The sequence below is a fragment of the Streptomyces sp. NBC_00483 genome (assembly GCF_036013745.1).
In the GTDB taxonomy this organism is placed as follows: Bacteria; Actinomycetota; Actinomycetes; order Streptomycetales; family Streptomycetaceae; genus Streptomyces.
The window spans coordinates 7258603-7282314 of record NZ_CP107880.1 but is presented as its reverse complement, the minus strand read 5'-3'; the positions used below and the strand labels follow the sequence as shown (position 1 = coordinate 7282314).

Below are 23712 nucleotides of genomic sequence, written 5' to 3'. Positions count from 1 at the left end.
CACCACAGCCATCCGAATCACCGGAAAGGAAGCGCACCCGCATGCCGCTCTCGAATCCGTTCCCAGACATCGACACGTCCACCGAAGGCCCTCCTCTGGTGCACGCCGACTGCGCCGGCGACCCGGAGGGGTGGACCGCCGAGCACCGCGAGGCGCTGCACACCGTCGTCGCCGAGCACGGCTGCGCCATGGTGCGCGGCCTCGGCCTCACGACCCCGGACGTCACCGCCGCCGTCTTCAAACAGGCGGCGGACACCCTGATGGCCGACCGCGAGCCGTTCGCGCCGCGCCGCACGTACCCGGACGGCGTGTACTCCGCCACCAAGTGGCCGCCCAACCAACCGATGTGCATGCACCATGAGTTGAGCTACTGCCTGGAGTTCCCCGGGCTGCTGCAGTTCGCCTGCCTGGAGGCGTCCGCGAGCGGTGGCGAGACCGGTCTCGCCGACGCGCGGGCCGTCCTGCACGCGCTGCCCGCCCCGCTCGCCGAGCGGTTCGAGCGGGAGGGCTGGATCCTCACGCGGACGTACCACGAGGAGCTCGGCGCGTCGGTGGCCGAGGCGTTCGGCACCGACGACCGCGATGCCGTCGCGGCCTACTGCCGCGCCCACGCCATCGAGTTCGCCTGGCAGGACGACGGCTCGCTGCGGACCCGGCAGCGGCGCAGCGCCGTCCTCCGTCATCCGCGCGACGGCGCCCCGGTCTGGTTCAACCAGATCGCGTTCCTGAGCCAGTGGACGATGGAGCCGGAGGTCCGCGAGTACCTCGTCGACGAGTACGGGGCCGACGGGCTGCCCTTCAACACCCTGTACGGCAACGGCGATCCGCTCGACGAGGACGTCGTGCGCACCCTCAACGAGGTGTACGAGGCGCACACCCTGCGCACCCGGTGGCAGCGGGGCGACCTGCTGCTCGTCGACAACATCCGCACCGCGCACAGTCGGGAGCCGTTCGACGGGCCGCGCGAGGTGCTCGTCGCGCTCGCCGACCCGGTCCGGCTCGCGGACTGCAAGCCGACCGTCGAGGCGGTCACCGGATGACCGCCGCCGCACCTCGGTTCGCCGTGATATCCGGCGAACAGGTCCAACGGATCGTAACCGGCCACCAGTTGGAGATCGCCGAGCTGATCGAGGCGGTGTACCGGCTGCACGGGACGGGCGACACCGTGAACCCGCCCTCGTACTTCCTGCGGTTCCCTGACCGACCGAGCGCACGGATCATCGCGCTGCCCGCCTCGCTCGGCGGGCCGCTGCGCACGGACGGCATCAAGTGGATCTCCAGTTTCCCGGAGAACACCCGCTCGGGGCTGCCGCGCGCCTCCGCCGTGCTCATCCTCAACGACCCGGACACCGGCTATCCGTACGCGTGCCTGGAGAGTTCGGTGATCAGCGCGACACGCACGGCGTCGTCCGCGGCACTCGCGGCCGACCGGCTCGGCCGGGGCCGGGCGCGCCCGCGGCGCGTCGGCTTCGTCGGCACCGGACTGATCGCCCGGCACATCCACACCCATCTCGCGGCGACCGGCCAGGAGTTCGAGGACACGGGTGTGCACGACGTGTCGGCGGAGAGCGCGGCCGGGTTCCGCGGCTATCTGGAGCGGGCGGGCACCAAGGGACGGATCACGGTGCACGAGACCGCCGAATCCCTCATCCGCACCAGCGACCTGGTGGTCTTCGCCACGGTCACGGCGAAACCGCACATCCACGACCCGGCCTGGTTCGCACACCATCCACTGGTGCTGCATGTGTCGCTGCGCGATCTCGCACCCGAGATCCTGCTCGAGAGCGCGAACTTCGTGGACGACATCGAGCACTGCCTCAAGGCGGACACCTCACCGCACCTGGCCGAACAACTCACCGGAGGAAGGGACTTCATCGACGGCACGCTCGACGACGTACTGACGGGTCGTGTCGATGTCCCGGGCGACAGGACGGTGGTGTTCTCGCCGTTCGGGCTCGGGGTACTCGACCTGGCCGTCGGGCGGTACGTCCACGACGAAGTGGCCCGGCGCGGCCACCTGCACGTCGTGGACGGCTTCTTCCACGAACTGCGACGGCACGGCTGAAGGGCGGGAAGGACATGGAACACGGGGGACACATGCAGGAGGGGGGCGGCGCACGTCATGCCAGTCATTGACGATCCCGCACAGTTCAACGAGGAAGAGCTGTACGTCGATCTGCGGGGGGCCCTCGGCCTGCCGCTCTTCCTCAAGTGCGAAGGGTTCAACTTCGCCGGATCCATCAAGCTGAAGGCCGCCACCGAGATGGTCGACGCGGCCGAGCGCGACGGTCGGCTGCGGCCCGGCCGGGTCCTCATCGAGTCGTCGTCGGGGAATCTGGGCCTCGCGCTCAGCATCATCGCGGCGCACCGCGGATATCGGTTCCTGTGCGTGACCGACGACCGCTGCAACCAGCCGACGATCCGGCTGATGGAGGCGCTCGGCAGTCATGTGCACGTGGTGCGCGAACCGGCGGCGCACGGCGGTCTGCTGGCGGCCCGGCTCGCGTACGTACGGGCGCTGTGCGCGACCGACGACCGGTACGTGTGGCTCGACCAGCACAGCAACGAGCACAACTGGCGGGCGCACTTCCGCACCACGGCTCCGGCCATCGCCCACCGCTTCCCGCGCCTGGACGTGCTGTTCGTCGGGGCGGGGACGACGGGCACCCTGATGGGGTGTGCCCGCTGGTTCTGGCAGTGGCGGCGCCCGGTGCGCATCGTCGCCGTCGACAGTGTCGGCTCGGTGAGCTTCGGCCGGCCCGCCGGGCGCCGGCTCATCCCGGGCCTCGGCGCCAGTGTGCGGCCGCCGCTGCTCGACACCTCGTACATCGACGACGTGGTGCACGTCGACGAGGCGGACGCGCTGCACGCGTGCCGCACGCTCGCCGGCCGGGGTTTCCTGTTCGGCGGGTCGACCGGCACCGTGGTGTGCGGCGCCGAGCAGTGGCTGGCCCGGCACGGGCGGCGCGGACTCACCTCGGTGGCGATCGCCCCTGACTTCGGCGAGCGCTACCTCGACACCGTCTACCGCCCCGGCTGGCCGCACGACGACCTCGCGTGGCCGGAACGGGAGCGTGAGACCGCACTGACGCACAGCGGGTGACGTGGTGCCTGCCCTGTCGCGGGTAAGTTCCCGTACATGGCAGGCAGCACACACACCGTCACCAATCAGCCCCCGCCGCTGACCGGGTACGACGTCTACAGCGCCGACGCGGCCCTCGTCGGGGGTGTGCGGCGGCATCTGGCCCCCGACCTGCTGGCCGAGGTCGGGGCCGAGCTCGAACTGCTCGGCCGCACCGCCGGGTCGACGCAGGCCCAGGAGTGGGGCCGGCTCGCGAACGAGAACCCGCCACGCCTTCGCACCCACGACCGCTACGGCCACCGGATCGACGAGGTGGAGTTCCATCCCGCGTGGCACCGGCTCCTGGGCAAGAGCGTGTCGGCGGGGCTCACGTCGGCGTGGACACGGCCGGGAGGTCATCTGCGGCGCGCCGCCGCGTTCCTGGTGTGGTCGCAGGTGGAGGCGGGACACCTGTGCCCGCTGTCGATGACGCACGCGGCGGTGCCCGCGCTGCGCGCCGAGCCGAACCTCGCCGCCGTGTGGGAGCCCCTGCTGACGTCCCCGGTCTACGACTCCGGGCTGCGCCCCGCGGGGCAGAAGGCCGGGGCGCTCTTCGGCATGGCGATGACGGAGAAGCAGGGCGGCAGCGACGTACGGGCCAATACGACGCGGGCCGTGCCCCTGTCCGAGGACGGGACGTACACGCTCACCGGCCACAAATGGTTCTGCAGCGCGCCGATGTCGGACGGTTTCCTGGTGCTCGCGCAGACCGGCGCGGGCCTCACCTGTTTCCTCGTGCCGCGCGTCCTGGAGGACGGCACCCGCAACCCGTTCGCCCTCCAGCGCCTGAAGGACAAGCTGGGCAACCGGTCCAACGCGTCGGCCGAGGTCGAGTTCGACGGGACGTGGGCGCGCCGGGTCGGTGAGGAGGGGCGCGGGGTGCGCACCATCATCGAGATGGTCTCGGCGACCCGGCTCGACTGCGTGCTCGGCTCCGCGGCCCTGATGCGGCAGGCGGTGGCGCAGGCGACCCACCACTGCGCGTACCGCGAGGCGTTCGGCGCGAAGCTGGCCGACCAGCCGCTGATGAGCAACGTATTGGCGGATCTGGCCCTGGAGTCGGAGGCCGCGACCACGCTCGCGCTGCGGCTCGCGGCGGCGTACGACGACGGGGGCGAGCAGGAGCGTGCCTTCCTGCGGATCGCGGTGCCCGCGGCCAAGTACTGGGTGACGAAGCGCTGTACGCCGCTGGTGGCGGAGGCCCTCGAATGCCTCGGGGGCAACGGGTACGTGGAGGAGTCCGGCATGCCGCGGCTGCTGCGCGAGTCACCGCTGAACTCGATCTGGGAGGGCGCGGGGAACGTACAGGCCCTGGACGTCCTGCGGGCGTTGCAGCGGGAGCCGCAGGCGCTCAACGCGTTCCTGATCGAGATCGGCAAGGCGCGCGGCGCCGATCACCGGCTCGACGCGGCGGTGAAGGATCTACTGACCGAACTCGGCGACCTGGACGGCATCGAGGCGCGGGCGCGCCGGATCGCGGAGCGGATCGCGCTGGTGCTCCAGGGTTCGCTGCTCGCGCGGTACGGACCCGACGACGTGTCGGACGCGTTCTGCGCGGCGCGGTTCGGGGGCGACAGGGGCGCGGGCTTCGGAACACTGCCGCACACGCTGGACCTGACGGCACTGGCGGAACGGGCCCGCCCACAGATCTGAGCGCCTGGAGACTTGCAAGGGTCCGGACGCTGATACGAGGTCCGGAAACCGACGCGGGGATGGTGCTGCGCCGACACGGCACCATCCCCACTCATCAGGGCCCCTAGAGGAGCTCGGACGCCGCATCAGCGGCGTCGTCCCCATCTTCAAACCCCGCACGGTTGTTCACCAGGGTTGCAGGGGGTTGCAACGTTCTCGGGAAGGCGCACGCCTGCGCGGGTTCTCAGGGCAGGATGGACGCAACTCCCCACAACCGAGGTTCCCCGCATGAACAAGGATTCGACGATCGACCTCGCACGGTTGTCCGCCATGGACGTGGCGCACTCGTCCCGCCTGCTCAAGGGCGTGCGCGACGCCACGCTCTCGGGACAGCGGCCGCGGGTACGCCCCCGACCGGTGATCCGCGACTCCTGGCAGCGGATGCTCCGGGACGGCGTCGACCCGGACCACGACGTCCGGGCGGGGCTGCTCACCGCGGAGGAGCTGGAGGAGAAGCGGCAGGCCTCACCGCTCCTCCCGCTCATCCCGATGCTGCGCGAGGCACTGGTGACGGTGGCCGACGCGGCGCAGCACATCATGGTGATCAGCGACGCCGACGGCCGGATCATGTGGCGCGAGGGACATCCCGGCGTCCTGCGCATGGCCGACAAACTCGGCTTCGAGCTGGGCGCGCACTGGGCGGAGGACGTCGTCGGCACGAACGGGATAGGTACGCCGCTGGTGGCCCGCCGTCCCGTACAGGTCTTCTCCGCCGAGCACTTCGTGCAGTCGCAGCACCCATGGATATGCACGGGTGCCCCGATCACGGACCCGCGCGACGGTCGGGTCCTCGGGGTCGTAGACATCAGCGGGCCGATGGACACGATGCATCCGGCGACGCTGTCGTGGGTGCACTCGGTGGCGCAGCTCGCCGAGGCCCGGCTGCGCGAACAGTTGCAGGGCGGCCTTGAGCGACTGCGTTCGGTCGCCGCGCCGGTCCTCGCCCGGATGAGCGGGCGGGCGCTCGCGGTCGACCCGTTCGGCTGGACGGCGGCGGTCACCGGAATGGCGCCGGTGGACCGGGTGGCGCTGCCCAAGTCCCTCGCGGAGGGCTGCTGCTGGGTCCCTTCGCTCGGCGCCTGCAGCGTGACGCCGCTGCCCGGGGGCTGGCTCCTGATGGTGGACGAGACGCCGCTGCCGCTCGACGCGACCCGTATCGCGCTCGACGTGAGCCGCCCGCGCCGCTGGTCCCTCGAGGTGTCCGGGGCCGCGGCCACCTGGACCCATGAACTGAGCCCGCGGCACGCCGAGTTGCTGTACGTCCTGGCGCTGCACCCGGCCGGCCGCAGCGCCTCCGCGCTGGCCGACGACCTGTTCGGCGACCGGACCCGTACGGTGACGGTGCGCGCCGAGATGTCCCGCGTCCGCCGCTACCTCGGCGCCCTCCTCGCGCACCGGCCGTACCGCTTCGCGGACGACGCGGAGGTGGACGTGCTGCTGCCGGAGGACCTGCGGGACCTGCTTCCGCACTCGGTCGCGCCGGCGGTGGTGGCGGCGCGGGAGGCGGCCGGGTCCTGAAGTTGGTCGCCTTGGGACTGTGACGCCGAACTACGACTCCTTCGTAGTCAGCCGTCACAGTCCCAGAGCGAGCAACTTCAAAAACGCATCCACATCCCAGGCAGCACGCCCCACGAACAGCCCCTGCACCCCCGGCAGCTCAAGCAGCCACGGCGCGTTCGCCAGGTCGACCGATCCCCCGTACAGCACGGCGCGCGCCGGGAGTTCGGCGAGGGTCGCGAGGGCGGGGGCGATCTCCTCGGGGCGGGGCGGCCGGCCGTGTTCGCCGATCGCCCAGACCGGTTCGTAGGCGAGCAGCACCGCTCCCGGGTCCGACTGGCCCTCGAGCGCCGCCTCGGCCTGCGCGCGTACGACGTCGGCGCCGCGCCGCGCGTCCCTGGCCGCCGCGTCCTCGCCGACGCAGACCAGCGGGGTGAGGCCGTGGCGCAGGGCCGCGGCCGTCTTGAGGCGGACCGTCTCATCGGTCTCGGCGAAGTGGGCGCGCCGCTCCGAGTGCCCGATCTCGACGAGCCGGGCGCCCGCGTCGGCGGCCTGCGGCACCGAGATCTCGCCGGTCCAGGCGCCCGCGTCGTCCCAGTGGGCGTTCTGTACGCCGGTCAGGACGGGCGAGCCGGGGCCGAGGGTGTCGGCGACGGCGGAGACGGCGGTCGCCGAGGGGATCAGGAAGGGTTGCACGCCGTCGATGCCGTCGCCGACCGCGGCCCGCACACGTGCCGCGTAACTCGCGGACTCGGAACGGGTCTTGGTCATCTTGAAACTGGTCCCGATCCAGCGGCTCACGTGCTGTCCTCCTGCTCGTACGTGGTGATGGGGGCGGTCTTCCACCCGGATCACTCCCCGATGCGGGCGCGCAGCACACGTCGCAGGTAGTCGCGGTTGGCGGCCGAGACGCCCAGGCCGTCGCCGCCGTAGTGCTCGACGCAGATCGGGCCGTCGAAGCCGCACTCCAGGGCCATGGCGAGGGCGCGCCGGTAGTCGATGACGCCGCCTTCGCAGGGCGCGGGGTGGGTGAAGTAGGCGCCGGTGGCCAGGTCGTGGTCGCGGTAATAGTTCTTGATGTGCCAGTAGTTGGTGTGCGGGAGGGTCTTCCGCAGCATGGACTGCCAATCCTCGACCGGGCGGTGCAGGCGGACGAGGTTGCCGATGTCGGGGTTGAGGCCGACGTTCGGGAGATCGATGTCGGTGACGAGGGAGACCGCGCTGTCGGCCGTGCCGAGGTAGGTGTCCTCGTACATCTCCAGGGACAGGCGTATGCCGTGCTGGTCGGCGCGTTCGCCGAGTTCGCGCAGGCGGGTGACCGCGCGTTCCCAGGTGCGGAAGTCGCCGATCGGGTCGGTGGCGCCCTGTTCGTGCCAGAACCAGAGTGCTTCCTGCTGAGCCTGCGTCAACTCTCGGTGCAGGCCCACCGATACGACGCCGGTGCCGAGGTCGGCGGCCGCGTCGATGGTGCGCAGGAGGTACGCGAGGTGGGCGCGGGCCGCGTCCTCGTCGGGGTCGATGACGCTGCGGCGGATCGCGGAGATCGCGGTGACGCCGAGGCCCGACTCCTTGATGGTGCGGCCGAGTTCGGCTCTGCGGTCGGCGTCGAGGTCGCCGGGGCGTACCCAGCTGTCGGTGAGGTCGACGTGGTCGAAGCCCTCGCCCGCCACCTCGTCGAGTACCGAACTCCACTGGCTGATAGGTGCGTTGTGAGCGTCGGGGAATTGGAGGAGGGCGGCGCCGATGGGCCAGTCACGGGAAGTGCGGGGCGAAGCGCGGTGGACGGTGGGCGGCATGGGCGACTCCCTCGTCGGCCTGAACGGTCCTCACTGAATCGTAGACCCTATAGGATCTATTCTGTCCCCGACAGACTGTCCGCACTCCCCCTCGGATAACCTGGACGGCGAGATGACCCCGAAGAGCACGCACCCACAGAGCCCCAACTCCCCGCTCGTGGAACGCCGCGCGCTGCGCGACGGGGTGTACGACGCGATCCTGGAGAAGCTGCTCGACGGCTCGACGCCGCCCGGCTCCTCGCTCGGCATCGACTCGCTCGCCCGCGAGTTGGGGGTGTCGCCAACTCCCGTGCGCGAGGCCCTCGTTCAAATGGAGCACACGGGTCTGGTCAACCGGGTCGCGCTCAAGGGGTACAAGGTGGCGCCGCCACTCTCCCCCGAGCAGGTCACCGAACTCTTCGACGCCCGCATCATGTTGGAACTCGGCGCGGTGGAGCGGGCCCTCGCGCACACCGAGGACCTGGTGCCGGAGCTGCAGGCCGCGCACGCCCGCCATGTGCTCGCGGCGCACCGCGTGCGCAAGCTGCGCGGCGGCGACCAAGCGCACGGCACCACCACCGACAACTCCGATCTGCGCGAGTACTTCGCCGCCGACTGGGCGTTCCACCTGCTGATCATCCAGGCGGCGCAGAACCGGTTCATGGCCGCGATGGCCGAGTCGCTGAGCGCGCACGTGCACCGGATGCGGCAGACCGTAGACCACGGCACGTTCGACATCGACCAGGCCATCGCCGAGCACACCGCGATCCTCGCCGCGTTCGAGTCCGGCGACCCCGAGGCGCCGGCCCGCGCGATGCGCACGCACCTGGAGGGTGTCGAGCGGCGCTCGCTCGATGACGCGTAACAACGGCGCGTAGCGGCGAGACGCACTCCAAGGTCAACTTCCGCTTGCACGGCGGCAATTCACGCACGCCTCTTGTCATGGCTCCTTCGGCACACCTACGGTCACGGCCATATCCCATAGGATCTCGGATCCGCAGGAAGGTCGACGATGACGTCACCACTGCGTGCGGCGCGCCGTCTCGCCGGAGCCACGGCATTGGTCACCGCACTCACCTCGTGCACCTTGCTCAACGCCACCCCCGAGGTGCCGAAGGACTGGCATCCGCGCGGCTCGGTCTCCGCGCTCGTCGCGTTCGCGCCGGGTGGCGGCAGCGACCGCTCGGCGCGTGTGATGGCTCAGGGGCTCAATGAGCTCGACGGCGGCTATCACGTCAACGTCGAGAACAAGGAGGGTGGTTCGGGCGCCGTCGGCTGGGCCGGCTTCCTCGCCGAGGAGGGCAACGGCAACGCGCTGCTCGTCGCGGAGGGCGCCCTCAACACGCTCCCGCTCGTGTACGACGTGCCGTTCACGTACAAGTCGTTCACGCCGTTGATGATGTTCGCGGAGGACTCCCGCATCGTCGTGGCCCGCAAGGACTCCCCGTACAAGACCTGCCCGGACGTGGTGCGGGCCGCGCGCGAGAAGCGTGTCGTCACCGGGTCGAGCGGCAAGACGGGCGCGGACGCGCTGGTGATCGGCAAGTTCAAGAAGCAGGGCGGAAAGTTCGGCGTCGTGCCCTACGGGTCGACCGGCGAGGTGCTGACCGGGCTGCTCGGCAAGCAGATCGACATCGCGCCCTCCAGCGCCTCGTCGGCGAAGCCGTATCTGCAGAGCGGTGACATGAAGGCGCTGTGCACCATGACCGCGAAGCGCTACGACGACCCGGTCCTCGGCAAGGTCCCTACCGCCAAGGAACAGGGGCTCGACGCCGAAGTCACTTTGTGGCGAGGGGTGTTCGCGCCCGCCGGCATCGACGACGTACAGCGCAGGTACTGGATCAGGTCGCTGGAGCGGGCCATGAAGTCGAAGGCGTACCACGAGTACCTGAAGGCCGACATGCTCACGCCCGCCCACCGCAGCGGCCCGGAGTTCGCCGCGTATCTCAAGACGTACGACGCCCAGGTGAAGGAGGACCTCAAGTGACGACCCCTGCCCCCGCGCGGGCGCGCCGCCCGGTCCTCATCGCGTACGGCGTACTGACCGCGCTCGGCACGCTGTTCTTCGCGGGCTCCTTCGCCTACCCGTGGACCCAGCCGGAGGACGGCACCATCGGCGCCGGCGTGATGCCTCGCACGGCCGGCCTGCTGCTCGCCGTCCTCGGCCTGCTGCTGGTGCGTCAGGAACTGCGTACGGGCTCGGTGTTGGAGGGCGACGGGCACGTCGAGGAGGCGGCCGAGGTCGGCGCCGAGGAGGCGCAGCGGGTCCGCACGAAGCTGATCGTGGTCGTGGTGACGATGGTGGTCACCGCGCTGCTCGTGCCGTTCCTCGGGCTGCTGCCCGCGCTGACCCTGATGACCTTGTTCCTCACGGCAGTTGTGGAGCGTCAGCCGCTCGCACGCAGCGTGCTCGTGGCGGTGCTCGTGTTCGCCGTGTCCTATCTGCTGTTCATCACGATCCTCAGCATCCCGCTGCCGTTCGGTCTCTTCGACCCCGCCGTCTGGAGCCAGCTGTGATCGACCATCTCGTCACCGGATTCGGTGCGGCGCTCAGCCCCGAGAACGTCCTGTGGTGCTTCGTCGGCGTGCTCCTCGGCACCGTGATCGGCATTCTGCCGGGGCTCGGTTCGGCGACCGGTGTCGCCATCCTGATCCCGGTCACGCTCACCTTCTCGCCGCTCACCGCGCTGATCATGCTGGCCGGGATCTACCACGGCGCCCAGTTCGGGGCGACGATCACCGCGATCCTCATCGCGACGCCCGGCGAGGCGTCATCGGTGGTCAGCACCCTCGACGGCTATCGCATGGCACGGGCCGGGAGAGCCGGGCCCGCGCTCGCGATCTCGGCGCTCGGCGCGTTCGTCTCGGCGATGGTGTCGCTGGTTGCGCTGATGGCGGTGGCCCCGTTCTTCGCGCATCTCGCGCTCGACTTCGGGCCACCCGAGATGCTCGCGGTGATGATCCTCGGCCTGTGCACGATCGTCGTCTTCTCGGGCCGCAATCTGCTGCTCGGTATGGCGCTCGGCCTCACCGGCGTGCTCATCGGCTGCGTCGGCGTGGACGGCGGCAGCGGCACGCCCCGCTACACGTTCGGCCAGATCGATCTGTTCGGCGGCATCCCGTTCGTCGAGGTCATGATCGGCCTGTTCGCGATCGGCGAGCTGCTCAACCAGCTGCACATCGGCATGGCCGAGCCGATCCGGGCCCGGTTCCGCGATCTGCTCCTGACGAAGGAGGACCTGAAGCGGGCGGCGGCCCCGACCGCACGCGGCACCGTCCTCGGCTTCCTCCTCGGCTGTCTGCCGGGCGCGGGCACGACGCTCGCCTCGTTCATGGCGTACGGGGCGGAGAAGCGGTTCTCCCGCAACCGCAAGCAGCTCGGCACGGGCGCCATCGAGGGCGTCGTCGCCCCGGACGCGGCCACGAACTCCGCCTCCAACGCCAACTTCGTGCCGACCCTCGTCCTCGGCGTCCCCGGTGGCGCGACGACGGCGGTACTGCTCGGCGCGTTCCTCGTCTACGGGATCCAGCCGGGCCCGCTGCTCTTCGAGAACCAGCCGGAGCTGGTGTGGGGCCTGCTGGTCTCCTTCTTCATCGGCAACCTTCTGCTGCTGATCCTCAACCTGCCGCTCGCGCCGGTCTTCGCCCAACTCCTGCGTGTGCGCTACGCGTTCCTGTACCCGCTGATCATCGTGACCTCGCTGATCGGCGCGTACTCGGTGAAGAACAGCATGTTCAGCATCTGGATCGTGCTGTTCTTCGGGCTCGTCGGCTACGCGATGAAGCGGCTCAACTTCCCCGTGGCGCCGCTCGTCCTTGGCCTGGTCATCGGCCCGCTGTTCGAGAAGGCGCTGGTGCAGACATCAGCACTGTCGGGCGAGAACTCCCTGCTCATCCTGCACAGCCCGGCCGCGGTGACGATCCTGGCGCTCGCCGTGGTGCTGGTGGCCGGTCCGCCGGTAACGCGCCGGCTGCGCCGCGCACGTACCGTCCCCGAGGCCGCAGAGGCCCCCGAACCCAAGACTCCGGAGAAGACCTCATGACTACGCAGACTTCTGAACTCCCGCGTGTGGCCGTAACGTTCGGCGACCCGGCCGGGATCGGGCCCGATCTGGTGGCCCGATTGCTCGACGATCCGAAGACCCGCTCAGCCGCCGACCTCGTGCTCCTCGCCGACGAGGAGGAGCTGCGCTCGGCCGGCGAGGACGCGGGCGTGGACCTGGGCTGGGCACGGGAGTTGCTGCACCCGGGGCCCGCGCCCGAGCGTCCGGGCGGCGGCTTCCAGCGCAAGGCGGCGACGGCGGAGGGCGGGCGCTGGGCGCTCGGTCGTCTGAAGACCGGGCTCGATCTGGCGCGCGCGGGTGAGGTCGGCGCGATGCTTTTCGCCCCGCTCAACAAGTCCTCGCTGCATCTGGCCGGGATGACGCAGAGCGATGAACTGCGGTGGTTCGAGGAGGAGTTGGGCGTCGACTCCTTCACCTCCGAGCTGAATGTGGTGCCCGGGCTGTGGACCGCGCGTGTCACCTCGCACGTCTCCATCGCCGAGGTCGACGCGGGGATCACGTACGAGCGGGTGACGGAGGCGGGGCGGCTCCTGGACCGGGTGCTGCGGGGCGCGGGGGTCGGGGCGCCACGTATCGGGGTGTGTGCGCTGAATCCGCACGCGGGTGAGAACGGGCGCTTCGGCCGTCATGAGCTGGACATCATCGCGCCCGCGATTCGCGACCTTCGCGAGGGTGGGCTCGACCTGAGCGGGCCGTTCCCCTCCGACACGATCTTTCTGAAGGCACGGGCCGGGGAGTTCGACGGGGTGCTGACGATGTACCACGACCAGGGGCAGATCGCGATGAAGCTGATGGGGTTCGACGGGGGTGTGACCATCGCGGGTGGGCTGCCGATTCCGATCTGTACGCCGGCGCATGGCACTGCGTTCGACCTGGTCGGACGGGGGGCGGCCAACACCGGGTCGATCCGGAACGCGTTCGAGTTGGCGGTGCGGTTGGCGCGGCGCTGATCCGTGGGTGATTGAGAGGCTCCCCGGAGGGGCTCAGATTGGTTCGGTACGCTCCGGCGGCATGTCCATGTTCGAACGTATCCCGCGCATCAGACCCAAGGCGGAGCGGCGCTACCGCACACCGCTCACCCTGCACCAGCTCTGGATGGTGTCCCTGAGCGCACCCGTACGCCCGGACAAGGACGCGTCGCGCACCACGCTCTATCCGTTCACCCGCATCGACGACGACAAGGCGCGGCGCCGGCTGGCCGGGCAGTGGGAGAGCGGCACGCGGGACGAGCTGCTGGGGTGGCTCGGCGCGCTGGCGCGGTCGGGGTTCCGGGAGCAGGCCCGCGCCCGGGTCGGCGTGGCGCCGCTGGCCTGGGACATCGCCCTGTACGCGGACATCGCGCGCTGCGGCTTCGCCGCGGGGCTGCTCTCCGAGGCGGACGCGTGGAACCTGCTCAAGAACGTGGTGCCGCAGGTGGCGGGCACGTACAACACGTGGCAGGAGTACGCCGACCACTACCTCCTCGGCCTCTCGGTCTGGCACGAAGGCGCGCAGGGGACGCCCTCCGAGTCGCTGATCGCCCCGCGGGACGTCGCCGACGCCCACATGAAGTCCCTGCTCGATCCGGCGAACCGCAAGAGCCCGTGGCACCGGGCGCCGCTGGACGTCATCCGCCGCCCCGACCGGCCCGCCGACCGAAGCCGCACGTCAGGCGCGCCCGGGCGGCCCGAGTAAGCTGGCGCACCCTCGTACAGGATCGAGCGGACGGCGCCGAACGGGCACCGTCCCACGCGAAGGGAACGCAGTGGTGGGCGTGGGTGGACGGGCCGAGAAAGCCGCCGAAGGGGCCGCGTCCGCGCAGGCGGACCTGCGGCATCTCGCGGTGGAGCTGCGCCGCCTCAACGGAGAACTCACGCGGGTGGTGCACGGCTTCGCCACCGGCCAGAGCCTGCACCCCACGGACGTGCAGGCGCTCGCCGTCGTCCTGGACTCCGCGGAACCCGTCACCCCGAGTGTGCTGCGCCGCCGCCTCGGCCTGACGTCCGGCGCGGTGAGCGCCTGCGTGGACCGGCTCGAACGCGCCGGGCATCTGCGGCGGGTGCGGGAGAGCCAGGACCGGCGGGTGGTTCATCTTCAGTACGTGCCGGGGGCGCAGGCGCGGGCGCGCAAGTACTTCGGGCCGCTCGCCGAGGCGGCCGACCGGGTGCGCGGCGACTTCAGCGCGGCGGAACTGGACGTGGTGGTGCGGTTCCTGGGCTCGCTCAACGAGGAGCTCGCCGCGGTCGAGAGCCCTCGAACCTAGGCAGCCCTCGAACCTGGGCAACCCTCGGGTCCAGATCCTTTTCGACCGTATCCCCCGCATCCACGGGCCCGACTTCGGCAGAAGGAACGGCGTATGCCACCATCCGGGTTAACTCAATCATTGAGATACTTTCCGATTGAGATTGTCCGGCCGCCTTCCTTGGGAGAACCATGCCCCGCACCCACCGACGCGCCCGCTGGCTCGTGCCGATCGTCCTGCTCTTCGGCTGGCTCGCCATCGGCGGCACGCTCGGTCCGTACGCCGGGAAACTCGGCGAGGTAGCCACCAACGACCAGGCGGCCTTCCTGCCGCGCAACGCGGAGTCCACGCGCGTGATCGACGCGCAGCGCGCCTTCAGCGAGGACGAGACGCTCCCCGCGGTGGTCGTGTGGACCGCCGACGGCGGGGGCCGGATAGCCGACGACCAACAGGCCGCCGCCACCCGCGCGTTGGCCACGCTGAAGGGCGAGCCCGGCGTCGTGGGACAGGTGTCGCCCGCCCTGCCGTCGGACGACCGCGAGGCCCTGCAAGGGGTCGTGCAGCTCCGCCCCGATCTGGGGGACCGACTCGCGCCGACGCTCGACGCGGTCGAGTCCGCGGCGTCGAAGGTGCCGGGCACGACGGTCGCCGTCGCGGGCCCCGCGGCGAGCCAGGCCGACCTGTCCGACGCCTTCGCCGGGATCGATGGGCTGCTCCTGTCGGTCGCGCTCGTGGCGGTCCTGGTGATCCTGATCCTGGTCTACCGCAGCGTTCTGCTCCCCTTCGTGATCATCATCGGGGCGGTCCTCGCCCTCGGCGCCGCCTGCGCCGTCGTCTACGCCCTGGCCGACCACGACGTCGTACGCGTCGACGGGCAGGTGCAGGGCATCCTGTCGATCCTGGTCATCGGCGCCGCGACGGACTACGCGCTGCTGCTCACCGCCCGCTACCGCGAGGAACTCGCCTCGGGCACCGACCGGTTCGCCGCGATGCGGGCCGCGCTGCGCCGCTCCTCCGGGGCGATCGTGGCCAGCGCCGCCACCGTGGCCCTCGGCCTGCTCGCCCTGCTGCTGAGCGATCTCACCAACAACCGGGCGCTCGGCCCGGTCGGCGCCATCGGCATCGGCTGCGCCGTCCTGAGCACCCTCACGTTCCTGCCGGCCGCGCTTGTCCTGCTGGGCGGCGCCGCGTACTGGCCCGCGAAGGTGCGCACCGACGACGGCTCGGGCGCGGGGCACGGTCTGTGGCGGCGCGTCGCGCGGGCGGTGGAGCGGGCGCCGCGCAAGATCTGGGCGATCGCCCTCGCCGGCCTGCTGGCGTGCGCGGCCTTCGCTCCCGCCCTCGACTCGAAGGGCGTGCCGCTCGACGAGATCTTCGTCAACGACGCACCCTCGGTCGCCGCGCAGGCCACACTGGCCGAGCACTTCCCCGGCGGCTCCGGGAACCCGGCCGTGGTGATCGCGGACGCCGGACACCGGGACGCGGTCGTCTCGCGTGCCGAGAAGGTCGACGGCGTCGCGAGCGCGGCCGTCCTCACCGAGCAGGGACGGCCGGGCGGCGGTTCCCCCCGCGTCGTGGACGGCAAGGTGCGCGTCGACGTCACACTGAAGGACCCGGCCGACAGCGACACGGCCAAGGAGACGGTCGTCGAACTCCGTACGGCGCTGCACTCCGTCGACGGCGCCGACGCCCTCGTCGGCGGCTACACCGCGCAGCAGTACGACACCCAGCACACCGCAGAACGCGACCGGACGCTGATCGTTCCCGTGGTCCTCGCCATCATCCTGGTGATCCTCATCGGGCTGCTGCGGTCCCTGGTGATGCCGTTGCTCCTGGTGGCGACGGTGGCGCTCAACTTCGTGGCGACGCTGGGCATTTCCGCGCTCGTCTTCAAGCACGTCTTCGGCTTCAGCGGCACCGACGCGTCCGTGCCGCTGTACGGGTTCGTGTTCCTGGTCGCGCTCGGCGTGGACTACAACATCTTCCTGATGTCGAGGGCCCGCGAGGAGTCCCTGGAGCACGGGGTGCGGGACGGGATCCTGCGGGCGCTCGTCGCGACGGGCGGCGTGATCACGTCGGCCGGCGTCGTGCTGGCCGCCACCTTCGCCGCACTCGGCGTGATCCCGCTCGCCTTCCTGGTGCAGATCGCGTTCATCGTGGCCTTCGGCGTCCTGCTCGACACCCTGGTCGTACGGTCGCTGCTGGTCCCCGCACTGGTCCGGGACATCGGCCCGAAGTCCTGGTGGCCCGGCCGCCTCGGCCGCACCCACGACACCGACTGAGAGCCCGGGATGCGGGAGGATCCGGCAGCGCTGCCGGATCCTCCCGCATCCTGAGCAGCCCTGGCCATAGCGCGTCGGCCGTGATCCGATGTGCCGCATGAGCAGCAGCAACACCCTCACCGTCACCACGTGGTCGCTGGAGCAGACCGCGCCCTCCGACCTGCGCCCCGCGTCCCCGCCGGAGGGCGACGACGTGCGCGTCGCCCGCGCCGAGGTCCCCTCCCCGGAGTTCAGCCGGTTCCTGTACGCGTCCGTGGGCAGCGACATCCGCTGGCTCGACCGGCTCGGCTGGACCTACGCGCAGTGGCAGGAGCAGCTGTCGCGTCCGGGTGCCGAGACATGGGTCGCGTACGAGAAGGGGACGCCCGCCGGGTACGTGGAGCTGGACGCGCAGGACGACGGCGTGGTGGAGGTCGTCTACTTCGGCCTGATCCCGGCGTTCCGCGGGCGGCGGATCGGCGGCCACCTCCTGTCGTACGCGGTCGCGCGCGCGTGGGATCTCGCCGAGCGGTGGCCCGAGCTGACGCCCACGAAGCGGGTGTGGCTGCACACCTGCAGCAAGGACGGCGAGCACGCGATGGCGAACTACGAGCGGCGCGGGTTCAAGCTGTTCCACACGGCGACCGAAGAGGAGCCGGACCTTCCGACCGCGGGGCCGTGGCCGGGGGCCTTTCCCGCCGCCTGAGCGCGTCCCGCCTGCCCGTCGAGCAAGCCCTCAGCACTGTGACCGGCGCCACTGTCGTCCACGATTCGAGACGATCCCGTCCAGATTACGGACGATGGTGGACCGGGCCCAAAGTCCCGTGACACGCTTTCGTCATGTCTACAGCTGGAACCGCCTTGGTGAGTCGACGTCACGTCGACTTCGGCCGCATGTCCAGCGCCATCTGTCCGGCGCGCTGATCTCTCCAGCACCGCCGATTCCTCGTTACACCTGATCCACTGCGCACCGCCGCGCCTCAGCGCGAAGTGTGCTGGTCAGAGCCGCCCTAAGCCTGCCTGAAGGACAATCTCCATGGCTGCCACCCCGGATACGCCTACCCCCGTCACGCCCCGCCGCAAGGTGAGCCGTCACCGTGGCGAGGGCCAGTGGGCCGTGGGTCACTTCACTCCGCTCAACGGCAACGAGCAGTTCAAGAAGGACGACGACGGTCTCAATGTACGGACACGTATTGAGACGATCTACTCCAAGCGCGGTTTCGACTCCATCGACCCCCAGGACCTGCGCGGACGCATGCGCTGGTGGGGTCTGTACACCCAGCGCAAGCCCGGCATCGACGGCGGCAAGACGGCCGTCCTTGAGCCGGAGGAGCTGGACGACGAGTACTTCATGCTGCGGGTGCGCGTGGACGGCGGCCGGCTGACCGTGCCGCAGCTGCGCGCGATCGGCGAGGTCTCCGAGCAGTACGCGCGCGGCACCGCCGACATCACCGACCGGCAGAACATCCAGCTGCACTGGATCCGTATCGAGGACGTCCCGGCGATCTGGGACAAGCTGGAGGCCGTGGGCCTGTCCACGACCGAGGCCTGCGGCGACTGCCCGCGCGTGATCATCGGCTCCCCGGTGGCCGGGATCGCCGCCGACGAGATCATCGACGGCACCCCCGCCGTGGACGAGATCCACGAGCGGTACATCGGCAACAAGGAATTCTCCAACCTGCCGCGCAAGTTCAAGACCGCGATCTCCGGCTCTCCTGTCCAGGATGTGGTCCACGAGATCAATGACGTGGCCTTCGTGGGCGTGAACCACCCCGAGCACGGGCCCGGCTTCGACCTGTGGGTCGGCGGCGGCCTGTCCACCAACCCCAAGCTCGCGCAGCGCCTCGGCGCGTGGGTGCCGCTGGACGAGGTCTCCGACGTGTGGGCCGGCGTCGTCGGCATCTTCCGTGACTACGGCTACCGCCGCCTGCGCACCCGCGCCCGCCTGAAGTTCCTGATGGCCGACTGGGGCCCGGAGAAGTTCCGCCAGGTCCTTGAGGACGAGTACCTGAAGCGGAAGCTGGTCGACGGTCCCGCGCCCGAGGAGCCCTCGCACCGGTGGCGCGACCACATCGGCGTCCACCGCCAGCAGGACGGCCGCTTCTACGTCGGGTTCGCGCCGCGCGTCGGCCGGGTGGACGGCACCACGCTCACCAAGATCGCCGAACTGGCCGGTGCGCACGGCTCGGACCGGCTGCGGACCACCGTCGAGCAGAAGATGATCATCCTCGATGTCACCGAGGACCAGATCGACTCACTCGTCGCCGGGCTCGAGGCCCTTGACTTCCAGGTCAAGCCCTCGCCGTTCCGGCGCGGCACGATGGCCTGCACCGGCATCGAGTTCTGCAAGCTCGCCATCGTCGAGACCAAGGCCCGCGGCTCGCAGCTGATCGACGAGCTGGAGAAGCGCCTCCCGGACTTCGACGAGCCGCTCACCATCAACCTCAACGGCTGCCCGAACGCCTGCGCCCGCATCCAGGTCGCGGACATCGGTCTCAAGGGCCAGCTGATGCTCAACAAGGACGGCGAGCAGGTCGAGGGCTACCAGGTGCACCTCGGCGGCGCGCTCGGCCTGGAGGCCGGGTTCGGCCGCAAGGTGCGCGGCCTGAAGGTCACATCGGCCGAACTGCCCGACTACATCGAGCGCGTGGTCAGGAACTTCGAGGCGGAGCGCGAGGACGGCGAGCGCTTCGCGACCTGGGCCGCCCGTGCGAGTGCGGAGGCCCTGTCGTGAGCGAGCGCGCGGCCCCGTTCTTCTGCCCCTACTGCGGCGACGAGGACCTTCGTCCGAGCGAAGAAGGTCACGGCGCCTGGGAATGCGCGGCCTGCAACCGAGCCTTCACGTTGAAGTTCCGCGGGCTTCTCGCCCGCGGGGTTCAGCGCAACGACGGTGGAGGGGAACAGATATGACGACGACTCAGGTCGCCTCGGATACCGAAGAGTTGAACAACGAAGACGTGAAGGCGCTCGCCGAACAGGCCGGGCGCGACCTGGAGGACGCCACCCCGCTGGAGATCCTCCAGTGGGCGGTGAAGACCTTCGGCAAGAAGTTCTGCGTGACCTCGTCCATGGAGGACGCGGTCGTCGCCCACCTCGCCTCCCGGGCGATGCCCGGCGTGGACGTCGTCTTCCTCGACACCGGCTACCACTTCGAGGAGACGATCGGCACGCGGGACGCCGTCGAGGCCGTGATGGACGTCAACGTCATCACCCTCACCCCGCGGCAGACGGTCGCCGAGCAGGACGCCGAGTTCGGCCCGAAGCTGCACGACCGCGACCCCGACCTGTGCTGCGCGATGCGCAAGGTCAAGCCCCTGGAAGAGGGACTTGCCGGGTACTCCGCGTGGGCCACGGGCCTGCGCCGCGACGAGTCCCCGACCCGCGCCAACACCCCGGTCGTCGGCTGGGACGAGAAGCGCCAGAAGGTCAAGGTCTCGCCGATCGCCCGCTGGACGCAGGACGACGTCGACACCTACGTCGCCGAGCACGGCGTGCTCACCAACCCGCTCCTGATGGACGGCTACGGCTCCGTGGGCTGCGCCCCGTGCACCCGCCGCCTCCTCGAAGGCGAGGACGCGCGCGCCGGACGGTGGGCGGGCCAGGCCAAGACCGAGTGCGGACTGCACGGCTGACCGGGCCTGAACTCATGAACGAAACACGGACTTTGGAGAACCAAGTGACCGGAGCCACCATCTGGCTCACGGGTCTGCCGTCCGCCGGCAAGACCACCATCGCGTACGAGCTGGCGAACACGCTGCGCGCCGAGGGCCGCAAGGTCGAGGTGCTGGACGGCGACGAGATCCGCGAGTACCTCTCGGCGGGCCTCGGCTTCAGCCGGGAGGACCGGCACACGAACGTCCAGCGCATCGGCTACCTCGCCGAACTCCTGGCCCGTAACGGCGTGTTGGCGCTCGTCCCGGTCATCGCGCCCTACGCGGACAGCCGCGAGGCCGTCCGCAAGCGCCACCAGACCGGCGGCACCGGGTACCTGGAGGTGCACGTGGCCACGCCCGTGGACGTGTGCTCCGTACGCGATGTGAAGGGCCTGTACGCCAAGCAGGCGGCAGGTGAGCTGTCAGGCCTTACCGGCGTCGACGACCCGTACGAGGCACCCGAATCGCCCGACCTGCGCATCGAGTCGCAGAACCAGACCGTGCAGGAGTCCGCGGCAGCGCTCCGTGCGCTGCTCACCGAGAGGGGTCTCGCCGCATGACGACCGTAGCTTCTTCCGTCTCCGAGGGCTCCGAGGAGACCGACAGCCCTTACGCGCTGAGCCACTTGGACGCCCTTGAGTCCGAGGCGGTGCACATCTTCCGCGAGGTGGCGGGCGAGTTCGAGCGGCCGGTGATTCTCTTCTCCGGCGGCAAGGACTCCATCGTCATGCTGCACCTAGCGCTGAAGGCGTTCGCCCCGGCCGCGATCCCCTTCTCGCTCCTTCACGTGGACACCGGGCACAACTTCCCCGAGGTCATCGAGTACCGCGACCGCGCCGTCGAGAAGCACGGGCTGCGGCTGCACGTCGCGTCCGTGCAGGAGTACATCGACGCCGGCAAGCTGCGCGAGCGTCCGGACGGGACCCGTAACCCGCTCCAGACGGTGCCGCTGACCGAGAAGATCCAGCAGGAGAAGTTCGACGCCGTCTTCGGCGGCGGCCGCCGCGACGAGGAGAAGGCCCGCGCCAAGGAGCGCGTGTTCTCCCTGCGCGACGAGTTCTCCCAGTGGGACCCGCGCCGCCAGCGCCCCGAGCTGTGGCAGCTCTACAACGGCCGGCACGCCCCCGGCGAGCACGTCCGCGTGTTCCCGCTGTCCAACTGGACCGAGCTGGACGTGTGGCAGTACATCGCCCGCGAGAACATCGAACTGCCGCAGATCTACTACGCGCACGAGCGCCCGGTCTTCAAGCGCAGCGGCATGTGGCTGACCGCCGGCGAGTGGGGCGGCCCGAAGGACGACGAGACGGTCGAGACGCGGCAGGTCCGCTACCGCACCGTCGGCGACATGTCCTGCACCGGCGCCGTCGACTCCGACGCCACGACCATCGACAAGGTCATCGCCGAGATCGCCGTGTCCCGGCTCACCGAGCGGGGCGCCACCCGCGCCGACGACAAGATGTCCGAGGCCGCGATGGAAGACCGCAAGCGCGAAGGGTACTTCTAGACATGAGCACCACCACCTCCGCCGCCGAAGAGCTGGCCGGGCTTTCGGCGACGACCCTGCTGCGGTTCGCCACGGCCGGCTCGGTCGACGACGGCAAGTCCACGCTCGTCGGCCGCCTGCTGCACGACTCCAAGTCGGTCCTGACCGACCAGCTGGAGGCCGTCGAGCTCGCGTCGCGTTCGCGCGGCGCCGCCGAGCCCGACCTGGCCCTCCTCACGGACGGCCTGCGCGCCGAGCGCGAGCAGGGCATCACGATCGATGTCGCGTACCGCTACTTCGCGACCCCGCGCCGCCGCTTCATCCTCGCGGACACGCCGGGCCACGTGCAGTACACGCGGAACATGGTGACCGGCGCCTCCACCGCCGACCTCGCCGTGGTTCTCGTCGACGCCCGCAACGGCGTCATCGAGCAGACCCGCCGGCACGCCGCCGTCGCCGCGCTGCTCCGTGTCCCGCACGTCGTCCTCGCCGTGAACAAGATGGACCTCGTCGACTACCAGGAGCAGGTCTTCGCGAAGATCGCCGAGGAATTCACCGCGTACGCCGGGCAGTTGGGCGTCCCGGAGATCACCGCCATCCCGATCTCGGCGCTCGCGGGCGACAACGTGGTGGAGCCGTCCGCCAACATGGACTGGTACGGCGGCCCGACGGTCCTGGAGCACCTGGAGACGGTGCCGGTCAGCCACGACCTCACCAGCTGCCACGCGCGCCTGCCCGTCCAGTACGTGATCCGCCCGCAGACCGCCGAGCACCCGGACTACCGGGGCTACGCGGGGCAGATCGCGGCCGGCACCTTCCGCGTCGGCGAGTCCGTCACCGTGCTGCCCTCGGGCCGCACGTCGAAGGTCACCGGAATCGACCTGCTGGGAACGGCGGTTGACGTCGCATGGACGCCGCAGTCGATCACCCTCCTCCTGGAGGACGACATCGACATCTCGCGCGGCGACCTGATCGTGCCGAGCCACGACGCGCCCGCCACCTCGCAGGACATCGAGGCGACGGTGTGCCACGTGGCCGACACCCCGCTCGTCGTCGGCCAGCGGGTACTGCTCAAGCACACCACCCGTACGGTCAAGGCGATCGTCAAGGAGATCCCGTCGCGGCTCACGCTCGACGACCTCTCCCAGCACCCCGAGCCGGGCCAACTCGTCGCCAACGACATCGGCCGGGTCAAGGTGCGGATCGCCGAGGCGCTCGCCATCGACTCGTACGCGGACTCGCGCCGGACGGGCTCGTTCCTGCTGGTCGATCCGTCGGACGGCACGACGCTCGCGGCGGGCATGGCCGGCGAGTCCTTCGCCTCGGCCGAGGACCCCAAGGCACTGGTGGACGAGGAGGGTTGGGACTTCTGAGTCCCGAGTCGGCATGAATCCGAGCGCCTGGCTGCCGAGCACGCTCCCCGGCTTCGTCTGGACGAGCGTCTCGCGCGGGCTGCTCGGTTTCCTGCTCGCCCTGGTGATCGGCACGCTGCTCGGGCTCGCCGTCTCCCGCATGCGGTTCGTGCGGGCGACGGTCGGCCCGGTCCTTTCGGGCCTGCGGTCGCTGCCGTCGGTGCTGTGGGTGCCGGCCGTGGTGCTGTGGCTCGGCCTGAGCGACCCGGTGATGTACGGGGTGATCCTGCTGGGCGCGGCCCCCGCGATCGCGGCCGGTGTCGGGTCGTCGCCGCCCGCCTACCCGGCGGGGCTCAAGCAGGGCTGGGCGTTCACGTGGCGCGCGCTGCTGGCGGCCGAACTCATCGCCTGGGCGTCGGGGACGGGCCTCGACCGGTTCCAGGGGAGCGAGCACGCCGTCTCGTCCACGTCGATGGTCCTCCTCGCCGTCCTCCTCATTCCGACCGTCGGCATCGCCGTCGACCTGTTGATCTTCAGCCCGTTGGAGCGGCGCGCACTGCGCGGCCGCGGACTCCTCGTCAAGAACTGAGCGA

The 23712-nt window shown here is 70.5% G+C and carries 22 protein-coding genes and 1 pseudogene; 21 read left to right on the top strand and 2 right to left on the bottom strand.

What is annotated here, in order from left to right:
• The first annotated feature begins 41 nt into the window (after positions 1-41).
• The 5 genes from OHA73_RS32675 to OHA73_RS32655 all read left to right on the top strand — a co-directional run bounded on the left by OHA73_RS32675 (position 42) and on the right by OHA73_RS32655 (position 6331).
• Positions 42-1040 carry a TauD/TfdA family dioxygenase gene (locus tag OHA73_RS32675; RefSeq protein WP_327656819.1) on the top strand — a complete coding sequence of 333 codons (999 nt, stop codon included), beginning with the start codon at positions 42-44 and terminating at the stop codon, positions 1038-1040.
• Positions 1037-2065: a 2,3-diaminopropionate biosynthesis protein SbnB gene (gene sbnB / locus OHA73_RS32670; protein WP_327656818.1), complete on the top strand. Its 1029-nt coding sequence runs from the start codon at positions 1037-1039 to the stop codon at positions 2063-2065. Before OHA73_RS32675 ends, sbnB begins: the two co-directional genes overlap by 4 nt.
• A gap of 57 nt (positions 2066-2122) precedes the next feature.
• Positions 2123-3103: a 2,3-diaminopropionate biosynthesis protein SbnA gene (gene sbnA, locus OHA73_RS32665; protein ID WP_266715168.1), complete on the top strand. Its 981-nt coding sequence runs from the start codon at positions 2123-2125 to the stop codon at positions 3101-3103.
• A 36-nt stretch (positions 3104-3139) separates the two neighbouring features.
• Positions 3140-4774: an acyl-CoA dehydrogenase family protein gene (locus tag OHA73_RS32660; RefSeq protein ID WP_327656817.1), complete on the top strand. Its 1635-nt coding sequence runs from the start codon at positions 3140-3142 to the stop codon at positions 4772-4774.
• A gap of 267 nt (positions 4775-5041) precedes the next feature.
• Entirely contained in the window at positions 5042-6331 is a 1290-nt protein-coding gene (locus tag OHA73_RS32655) for a helix-turn-helix domain-containing protein (protein ID WP_267068789.1), read from the top strand.
• A 54-nt stretch (positions 6332-6385) separates the two neighbouring features.
• On the opposite strand, the gene OHA73_RS32650 is transcribed toward OHA73_RS32655, so the two are convergent.
• A complete protein-coding gene (locus tag OHA73_RS32650; RefSeq protein ID WP_327656816.1) occupies positions 6386-7111 on the bottom strand; it encodes a triose-phosphate isomerase in 726 nt (241 codons plus the stop codon).
• A gap of 50 nt (positions 7112-7161) precedes the next feature.
• Positions 7162-8106, bottom strand: coding sequence for a sugar phosphate isomerase/epimerase family protein (locus tag OHA73_RS32645; protein ID WP_327656815.1), 945 nt, complete (start codon positions 8104-8106; stop codon positions 7162-7164).
• Positions 8107-8218: 112 nt separating this feature from the next.
• Here OHA73_RS32645 and OHA73_RS32640 point away from each other — a divergent pair, with 112 nt between their 5' ends.
• The 16 genes and pseudogenes from OHA73_RS32640 to OHA73_RS32565 all read left to right on the top strand — a co-directional run.
• Positions 8219-8950: a GntR family transcriptional regulator gene (locus OHA73_RS32640; RefSeq protein WP_327656814.1), complete on the top strand. Its 732-nt coding sequence runs from the start codon at positions 8219-8221 to the stop codon at positions 8948-8950.
• A 147-nt stretch (positions 8951-9097) separates the two neighbouring features.
• Positions 9098-10072, top strand: a complete 975-nt coding sequence (locus tag OHA73_RS32635) for a tripartite tricarboxylate transporter substrate binding protein (RefSeq protein WP_267068793.1) — start codon at positions 9098-9100, stop codon at positions 10070-10072.
• Complete coding sequence (locus OHA73_RS32630; RefSeq protein ID WP_327656813.1) at positions 10069-10602, top strand: tripartite tricarboxylate transporter TctB family protein; 534 nt, start codon at positions 10069-10071, stop codon at positions 10600-10602. Before OHA73_RS32635 ends, OHA73_RS32630 begins: the two co-directional genes overlap by 4 nt.
• Positions 10599-12128: a tripartite tricarboxylate transporter permease gene (locus OHA73_RS32625; protein ID WP_327656812.1), complete on the top strand. Its 1530-nt coding sequence runs from the start codon at positions 10599-10601 to the stop codon at positions 12126-12128. Before OHA73_RS32630 ends, OHA73_RS32625 begins: the two co-directional genes overlap by 4 nt.
• Positions 12125-13099 carry a 4-hydroxythreonine-4-phosphate dehydrogenase PdxA gene (locus OHA73_RS32620; RefSeq protein ID WP_327656811.1) on the top strand — a complete coding sequence of 325 codons (975 nt, stop codon included), beginning with the start codon at positions 12125-12127 and terminating at the stop codon, positions 13097-13099. Before OHA73_RS32625 ends, OHA73_RS32620 begins: the two co-directional genes overlap by 4 nt.
• A gap of 61 nt (positions 13100-13160) precedes the next feature.
• Complete coding sequence (locus OHA73_RS32615; protein ID WP_327656810.1) at positions 13161-13823, top strand: DUF1266 domain-containing protein; 663 nt, start codon at positions 13161-13163, stop codon at positions 13821-13823.
• A gap of 79 nt (positions 13824-13902) precedes the next feature.
• Positions 13903-14391 (top strand): MarR family winged helix-turn-helix transcriptional regulator, encoded by a 489-nt coding sequence (locus tag OHA73_RS32610; RefSeq protein WP_266715157.1) that lies wholly within the window; start codon positions 13903-13905, stop codon positions 14389-14391.
• A gap of 170 nt (positions 14392-14561) precedes the next feature.
• Positions 14562-16652, top strand: a complete 2091-nt coding sequence (locus OHA73_RS32605; RefSeq protein WP_327656809.1) for an MMPL family transporter — start codon at positions 14562-14564, stop codon at positions 16650-16652.
• Positions 16653-16749: 97 nt separating this feature from the next.
• Positions 16750-17337 carry a GNAT family N-acetyltransferase gene (locus OHA73_RS32600; RefSeq protein ID WP_266715155.1) on the top strand — a complete coding sequence of 196 codons (588 nt, stop codon included), beginning with the start codon at positions 16750-16752 and terminating at the stop codon, positions 17335-17337.
• 330 nt (positions 17338-17667) lie between these two features.
• Positions 17668-19365, top strand: a complete 1698-nt coding sequence (locus OHA73_RS32595; protein WP_266715154.1) for a nitrite/sulfite reductase — start codon at positions 17668-17670, stop codon at positions 19363-19365.
• Complete coding sequence (locus tag OHA73_RS32590; protein WP_266715153.1) at positions 19362-19541, top strand: hypothetical protein; 180 nt, start codon at positions 19362-19364, stop codon at positions 19539-19541. The genes OHA73_RS32595 and OHA73_RS32590 overlap by 4 nt, the downstream gene beginning before the upstream one ends.
• Positions 19538-20263, top strand: a complete 726-nt coding sequence (locus OHA73_RS32585; protein ID WP_267068800.1) for a phosphoadenylyl-sulfate reductase — start codon at positions 19538-19540, stop codon at positions 20261-20263. The genes OHA73_RS32590 and OHA73_RS32585 overlap by 4 nt, the downstream gene beginning before the upstream one ends.
• Before the next feature lie 14 nt (positions 20264-20277).
• Positions 20278-20844, top strand: a complete 567-nt coding sequence (gene cysC, locus OHA73_RS32580) for an adenylyl-sulfate kinase (RefSeq protein WP_266715151.1) — start codon at positions 20278-20280, stop codon at positions 20842-20844.
• Positions 20841-21788, top strand: a complete 948-nt coding sequence (gene cysD, locus OHA73_RS32575) for a sulfate adenylyltransferase subunit CysD (protein WP_267068801.1) — start codon at positions 20841-20843, stop codon at positions 21786-21788. Before cysC ends, cysD begins: the two co-directional genes overlap by 4 nt.
• Positions 21789-21790: 2 nt before the next feature.
• A complete protein-coding gene (locus OHA73_RS32570) occupies positions 21791-23140 on the top strand; it encodes a sulfate adenylyltransferase subunit 1 (RefSeq protein ID WP_266715149.1) in 1350 nt (449 codons plus the stop codon).
• 22 nt (positions 23141-23162) lie between these two features.
• Positions 23163-23708, top strand: a pseudogene (locus OHA73_RS32565) (ABC transporter permease); the annotation flags it as partial.
• Positions 23709-23712 lie beyond the last annotated feature (4 nt).